Source organism: Sphingomonas sp. 66-10 (assembly GCF_001897045.1).
Taxonomy (GTDB): domain Bacteria; phylum Pseudomonadota; class Alphaproteobacteria; order Sphingomonadales; family Sphingomonadaceae; genus Sphingomonas; species Sphingomonas lycopersici.
This window is the reverse complement of record NZ_MKRR01000169.1, coordinates 1-6,578: the sequence shown is the minus strand read 5'-3', so window position 1 is coordinate 6,578 and position 6,578 is coordinate 1. Positions and strand designations below refer to the sequence as shown.

Genomic DNA, 6,578 nt, shown 5'->3' with positions numbered 1-6,578 from the left:
CCGCCGTGCCTGGGCGAGGAGGAAGTTGACGACCACGGTCTTGCCCGAGCCCGAGGGGCCGATCACGGTGAAGTTGCCGAGGTCGCCCTGGTGGAAGTTGAAGAAATAGGGACCGGCCGCGGTGGTCTCGAGCAGGGTGACCGCATCGCCCCAATGGTTGCCGTGGGGGCGCCCGAGCGCGAAATTATGCCCGCTGGCAAGTCCGGCGAAGTTGCCGGTCGAGACGAGGCCGCGCCGCGCGATATATTTGAAGTTGGCGGGGAACTGCGCCCAGAAGGCGGGTTCGAGCGCGATCTCCTCGCGTACGGAGATGATCCCGAGGTCGGACAGTGCCGCCTGGGTCTCGGCGACGCCGGCGTCGACCTCCTCGGGCGAGTTCCCGCGGATCGCGATGGTCATATGATGCTCGCCGAACCCGGCGCGGCCCGCGGCGACCTCGTCCTTGGCGTGGGCGAGATCGGCGCGGAGGCTGACCGCTTCGTCTTCGGCCGAGCGCATGCGTCTCAGCGCGAGGTTCATCCGCCCCAGGGCCGCCTGGCGCTCGACGAACCCGAACGATTGCGAGACGGTGAGTTCGAATGGGAGCCGGAGCAGTTCATCGAACATGCCAGGGCTGGTCTGTCCCGGATAATCCTTGATCGAAATCAGCCCGACGAACGCGCGCGGCGCGATACCCATCGGGCCAAGCTCGATCGTCTCCTGCCCGAAGCTGATCCGGCGCATCGGGAGATAGGCCCCGATATCCTGGGTCGGGAGCAACACCGGCTGGACCTCGCCGTTGACGAGGGTCGAGAGGAACTCGAGCGGCTCGGAGGCAAGGCCCGCCTCGGCTTCATAGACGCCGAGCAGGCGTGGTTCGTAGCTTCCCAGCGCCGCGATCAGCGCCTCACGCGCCGTGTCGAGTTGCCGCAGTTCCTGCGCGACGCTCTCCTCGCGCGGGCCGCTTCGGCTGAGGAGGTCGCGCACGCTGTCCAGCAGGCCGACGCGGCCTTGCAGCGGACGGCGGACGAGGGTCAGGTAAAGGTCGTTGACGTAGAGCTGGCGCCGGCCGAGCCGTTCGCGCCAGATTGTATCCAGCTTTGCCGAAAAGGGGTCGTCGAACTGGCCGTCGAGTTCGACCTCGACGCGGCGCCGGACGATATGGTGGTAGAGCGCGAAGCGGGAAGAGCCGATCGCCTGTAACATCGCATCGCGCAGCCGCTTGCGATAGTTGATCTCGTCGGTGTCGGCGGTCTCGAACAGGAGGCCACGCAGCGCGATGACCTGCAACAGCAGGCCATCGCGGGTCTCGATCGTATTGGCGTCGACATGGCGGGCGTAAGGCAGATGACGGCCGACCGGCGCCTCACGCTCCACAGTGCGGCGGTCGGCGCTCAGGGCCGGTAGGAGTTGCATCGCCACAACGAATAGTTACGCACCCTGGGGCAGCGGCCGACTTTGGTCAGCCACAGGTCGAAGAAGCGCGGTTCACGCAGGCACAGTAGGACGCCCGCGAGATGGACGATAAGCGCGATGACCAAAGCCCAGACCGTACGGAACACGAGGAACAACTCGGTCGCCAGCACGGCGTTGGCCACGAAATAGCTGTAGGTGACGCCGGCGAACATCTGCGGCCGCGTCAGCGCGACGAACACCGCATCGCGCTCGACCCCGTTCATCGCTCAGCCGCCGAGCGTTGCGGTCGACTGGATACCGGCAACGATGCTCGCCGCGCCGAACAGGATGAAGCAGCCGAGAATGACGGTTGCGCCGTAGCGCCAGTTGATCCGGCCGGTCAGCATCAGGAAGCCGACCGATGCCACCGCGATCACCGCGACCACGGTTGCGATCGTGCCGAGGAGCGTGCCTTCGAGCCAGCGGACCGCGGAGACGAGAACACCGGAGCCGGCGGGATCGCCAGCCATGTCCTGGGCGTGGGCGGGAAGCGCCATGACGACTCCCGCAAAGGCCGCCCCGATCCGCGCAACTATCGAGCTTGCCTTCCCCATACGCTTACCCCCGTTTACGCCCTGTTCTTACAGGCTCTTACGCATTGCTAGCGCGGCGCTCCAGCCGCTGCAAAGCCAATTACGCCAAAATGATCGCAATAGCTTGATCGATTTACACCGCCCGTCGATGATGGCGCGTCATGGATTATATCGGCAGCCTGCTTGAGCCCTCGACGGCCGGTCCGATCGCGCGGTCGGTCGGCTGGGTCGAGTCGGTCGCCACCGGATCGCTCGCATCGATTGTTGCGGTGATCGCGGTCGCCATTGTCGGCATGATGATGCTCTCCGGCAGGCTTGAGGTTCGGCGCGGGATAACGGTGGTTGCCGGATGCTTCCTGGTGTTTGGTGCCAACCTGATCGCGCGCGGGATCCTGGGAGGAATGGATCGCGGGGTTGCGACTCCGACAACGGCGGTCGCGCCGCCGCCCAGCGCACTCGTCGACGCCCCGAAGCCGACGCCCCAGCCATATGATCCTTACGCTGGCGCCTCGGTTCCGCATTGACCACGCGCTACTGGATTTTCACATTCGCGCTGCGGCGAGCATCTTCGACAAGATAATGCCACAGCGAAAAAGGGGAGCAGAAAAGTTGACCAGGACCTATTTGAGAAAACGGTCTTGCGCGGCGCTGGTAGCAATGTTGACCGTTGGCAGCCCAGCGATTTCTTCATTGCCCCTTCACCCTTCCCAATAGTTCGGCCGGTCCTGAACTAGAGTTTAGAGTATATTACCTCCAGACCGCCTACATCAGGGTTGACAAAGTAGGGTATCGGTAATTGGTATTAGAGGAATCGAGGCCAGATAACTTCGAACTTGGAGTCGACGCATCCGCCGCAACGGACTCCGTAATCTTATGGCGTCCGAAGTCATGGAAGGCGATCGATCGCAGCCTGATGGGATTCGGCCAGTCCAGGTTGAGCGTACCTTCTCGCCCCGAAACCCCAACCATTCTCCCTCTGTCGGCGCCGCAGTAGCCTGCTTGGGCCCTCGACGGCCGGTCCGATCGCGCGGTCGGTCGGTGGGGTCGAGTCGGTCGCGACCGGATCGCTGGCATCGATCGTTGCGGCGAGCGCGGTCGCCATCGTCGGCATGATGATGCTCTTCGGCAGGCTTGAGGTTTGGCGGGGGATCACGGTAGTTGGTAAATGTGGTCTGCGGGCTGCCTTGCCCATCGAGCCGTAGCCGGGATCCTGGAAGGCACGGGGATCGCGGCGTTGCGACTCCGATAACGGCTGTCGCGCCGCCGCCGAGCGCGCTCGTCGACGCCCCGAAGCCGACGCCGCAATCTTGTGATCCCTACGCCGGCGCTTCCGTTCCACACTAAACGAAGCGATCGTTTTCCAGAATGGATCCTGCGGAGGCCCAAAATTGGGCAACCTCACTGCTTCGCTTTCAGGGCCTCAATCTGATCTCGCTGCGCTCTGACCTCGGCCCGCAGCTCCTTGATCGCCGCGACCAGCACCGGGATCAGACTTTCCTGTTTAAGGCTGTAGATTTCTGCGCCATCGCGCGCAGGTGCCGTCACGGCCTCGGGTATTACCTCCTCGACCTCCTGGGCAATAAAGCCGATCTGCCGCTCGCCAACGGGAAGTTTGAGATTCTGTCCGACGCTTCGGTCTTCAGGTTTACGCCAGTCATAGTGAACGGGGTTGAGCCGTTCGATCAGCGCCAAGCCACCCGTCACGGGTTTGATATTGGTCTTCAACCGGCCGTCGGATGCCTGGTTCCAACCCTGCGTGCCACCCGCCGAGCCATTGACATAGAGCAGATAGGAAGGTGAACTCGTCCCGATCCCCACATTGCCGCTCGCTGCGATCCGCATGCGTTCTACGCCAGCTGGCGTACGGAAAATATGGCTAGGCAAATCAATGTAGCCAGCGGTAACCCCCGGGCCGGCCGTCACCTGCCAGTAGGGCGAGCCGCTATTCTCCATCAGTCCTATGATCGCATAGGAGTTCGGGGTGTAGGTGGAGAAGTCAACGCGTGCCTGTGAACTGCCGCCCGCAGCAGCGTTCGTGACTTTGAAACCGACTGTCGGGGCGTTCTGGTCCGTACGAGCCTGTACCAAGGCACTACCGTCATTGGCGGCTCCAATTCCGATCCTGCCAGTAAAGGTCGTTCCGCCGATCAGCGCGAGACAATTTAGATCGGCCATCACCTGATCGGCGTTAGCGATCGTGCCGTTGGTTAGCGTATAGGGGAGGCTGGCGCACTGCCCCCAGGCAGAACCGGAGACGCATGCCAACACCAAGCCAATAGCGATTCGCTTCATGATGTCCTCCAAAAGGAAAGTGGCCACACAGCCTTCTACAATGCTCAATTGTGCCAGGTGGCGTTCTTCCAGTTGAAGTTCCCCCAGGTGACCGGCGAGTTGTTGACGGTCGTAACCGCCCTGCGATTGCCCGCGGCATCATAGGAATAGCTCGTCGTGGTTCCGCTCGCACGGATCACAGCGACCACCCGGCCTAGCGAATCATATATATAGGAATCGGTGCCCGCCAAAGCGGGTACGGACGTAAAGAGGTATGTACCCAAAGCTAATGAGCACGCCATCGCCCGAGATCCAATCACCTGCACCTCCGTCCGCTGAGCCAATTCGACAAAGAAACGATTCATCGTAGATGAATATATAGAGAAATTGAGCAAGCGAGCGCCATCCGAACCTCGAGTTTGAGGGCTTCCGCTTCTGGATTTACATTCATGGATTATTTCTCTCTATCATGCTCTTGATATACTTCAACAATAGATAGAATAACCATGTTAATAACAAAAACAAAATATACCCAAGTACGGCAATAACATATGGCGCTCTTCCTGATGTAATTACCGAAAAAAAGACTGCTGCGCCAACAATCTCCACAAATGCGAATGAGAAGATTGTAGCACGCCAAATGGCGTTAATATCAGTACGCCTTCCCATCATGGGCATCCAAGGGGGGATGACGATATGGTACCGGAAAAGCGTACTCCAACGGCGCCATAGCCTCCCGCTGCCACGCGCCCGCCGGAGCCGCTCCAATCGAGCGGATCTCCATTAAGTGCCCGCACAATCTCGGCTCCAAATCCGTCTCCCGCACCACCTTGCAGAACGGGGGTTATGGAGCCACTGAGCAGCGGAGCGATTACATCCGAGGTACTCGCCGAAACGCTAGGACCGGCCGCCGCAAAGATACCAAGGCCGAGCAACGGAGTCACGGAGCCTGTTACCGAGACTTGGGAACCGGTGAGGCTAACCCCGCCACCCGGCAACTTGGGTAGAGATATGTTCCCACTCACCCCCAGCGAAATACCCCCCACTGCCACGAACCCCGTCCCACTGGGTCCACCGCCATAGTTTACTCGAGGCCCTTCAGCGCAAACCGCCTTCCGATATGGGTTTACCATGGGCTGCCCTCCACCTAGCAGGCCTCCAAGAGTTTGGTCAAACTGAAATGCCGTATCGAAATCGTAGTTTATCGGCGGAAGGCTATCACTTTGACCACTGCCGGATGCGGTTGCAGTCGCGGTAATCTCGGAAATTTGGCCATCTCCGCCGCACGTGTTCATCTCCTCCGAAATATCATCTCCAACGCCCACTATTGATCCGTCGGAACAAAAAACATCCTTTCCGGTCGGATCCGACCCATTGAGCGGATCGCTATGAGCGTAATTGTACCAATTTATTCCATCGGAATAACCGGTCGGGTCCGTTTGCATGAACCGCCCGAGGGTCGGAGAATAAATCCGGGCTTTGAAATAGTACATGCCAAGCTCTGGAATCCAAGCTTGCCCGGTAAATTGATGGCGTCCCACGTTGGTTCCCTGTGGGATACCAAATTCGTCGTAACGGTTTACCGCCGCCAGATTCCCCGTGGGGTCGGTGCGCGCGATGATCGATCCCCGTTCGTCCGCAACCAACCAAGTCTTGTTTCCGCTTGAATCATATTCAACGAGCGCCTCATCCGGTTTTGGTCCGAAAACGTATCGCTTTTGCAAAGCGTTGCTCGAATTGTACTCGGCGACCAGGTTAGCTCCGTCATAGCCGTAGCGGGTTGTGCTACCTGCAGCGGTTTGGAGCAAGCGTCCAAGCGGGTCATAGCTTAGTCCCACGCCCGTGGTGCTCACCAGCAGGTTCTCGCTACTGTATCCGTAGGGTGTGCTCCCCGAAGCGGTAAGGTTGCCCCGACCATCATAACCAAACGAAATCGTTCCCGCGCTGGTATATTGGTTCAATCCATTGACGGAATAAGCACGGTCTGTATCGACAGCTCCAGTCCAGGCGTAGCTATCATTCGATCGTGTCGTCGCCGCGATCTGCCGAGCAGGGTTGTAGCTAAAGCTCAGGGTCAGGTTGTTACCCGAACTTGGGTAGGTCACGCCTAGCGAGGCGAGGTTCGATGCGCCGTCATAGCCGTAACTCGTGGCCACGCCATTCGCGCGGGTCAGACTGGTCCTGCGCCCCAGGTTGTCGTAGCCGAAAGAGGCGAGGCTTGTCGATCCGTTCTCGCTGACCGACGTCATGTTGCCGGTTGCATCGTAAGCGCCAAAACCTCCCCACATTCCGGAGCTGATCGGTATCGGCGATAACGCCCGCGCGGTTAGCGAGGGTAAG

At 60.2% G+C, this 6,578-nt stretch carries 7 protein-coding genes; 1 reads left to right on the top strand and 6 read right to left on the bottom strand.

The window, feature by feature from the left end:
- From BGN95_RS26740 to BGN95_RS26730, 3 genes are all read right to left on the bottom strand, one after another.
- Positions 1-1,395: VirB4 family type IV secretion/conjugal transfer ATPase (locus BGN95_RS26740; protein WP_502688361.1), on the bottom strand; the 1,395-nt coding region annotated here is incomplete at its 3' end.
- On the bottom strand, positions 1,374-1,658 hold the full coding sequence (locus BGN95_RS26735) for a VirB3 family type IV secretion system protein (protein ID WP_286774587.1): 285 nt from the start codon (positions 1,656-1,658) through the stop codon (positions 1,374-1,376). The genes BGN95_RS26740 and BGN95_RS26735, both read right to left, overlap by 22 nt.
- A 3-nt stretch (positions 1,659-1,661) precedes the next feature.
- Complete coding sequence (locus BGN95_RS26730) at positions 1,662-1,988, bottom strand: TrbC/VirB2 family protein (protein WP_286774586.1); 327 nt, start codon at positions 1,986-1,988, stop codon at positions 1,662-1,664.
- 140 nt (positions 1,989-2,128) lie between these two features.
- Here BGN95_RS26730 and BGN95_RS26725 point away from each other — a divergent pair, with 140 nt between their 5' ends.
- Positions 2,129-2,491, top strand: coding sequence for a TrbC/VirB2 family protein (locus BGN95_RS26725; protein ID WP_286774585.1), 363 nt, complete (start codon positions 2,129-2,131; stop codon positions 2,489-2,491).
- An 874-nt stretch (positions 2,492-3,365) separates the two neighbouring features.
- Here BGN95_RS26725 and BGN95_RS26720 read toward each other — a convergent pair.
- The 3 genes from BGN95_RS26720 to BGN95_RS26710 form a co-directional block, all read right to left on the bottom strand.
- The gene (locus tag BGN95_RS26720) at positions 3,366-4,259 is read right to left on the bottom strand and encodes a tail fiber domain-containing protein (protein ID WP_286774584.1); all 894 of its coding nucleotides are present in this window, start codon (positions 4,257-4,259) and stop codon (positions 3,366-3,368) included.
- A 44-nt stretch (positions 4,260-4,303) separates the two neighbouring features.
- The gene (locus BGN95_RS27300; protein WP_502688360.1) at positions 4,304-4,438 is read right to left on the bottom strand and encodes a hypothetical protein; all 135 of its coding nucleotides are present in this window, start codon (positions 4,436-4,438) and stop codon (positions 4,304-4,306) included.
- A 468-nt stretch (positions 4,439-4,906) separates the two neighbouring features.
- On the bottom strand, positions 4,907-6,578 hold a 1,672-nt coding region (locus BGN95_RS26710), incomplete at its 5' end, for an RHS repeat domain-containing protein (RefSeq protein WP_286774583.1).

Excerpts from the sequence above, each read along its gene's own strand:
- BGN95_RS26730 (WP_286774586.1), bottom strand. The coding sequence starts at position 1,988 with ATGGGGAAGGCAAGCTCGATAGTTGCGCGGATCGGGGCGGCCTTTGCG.
- BGN95_RS26735 (WP_286774587.1), bottom strand. The coding sequence starts at position 1,658 with ATGAACGGGGTCGAGCGCGATGCGGTGTTCGTCGCGCTGACGCGGCCG.
- BGN95_RS26725 (WP_286774585.1), top strand. The coding sequence starts at position 2,129 with ATGGATTATATCGGCAGCCTGCTTGAGCCCTCGACGGCCGGTCCGATC.
- BGN95_RS26720 (WP_286774584.1), bottom strand. The coding sequence starts at position 4,259 with ATGAAGCGAATCGCTATTGGCTTGGTGTTGGCATGCGTCTCCGGTTCT.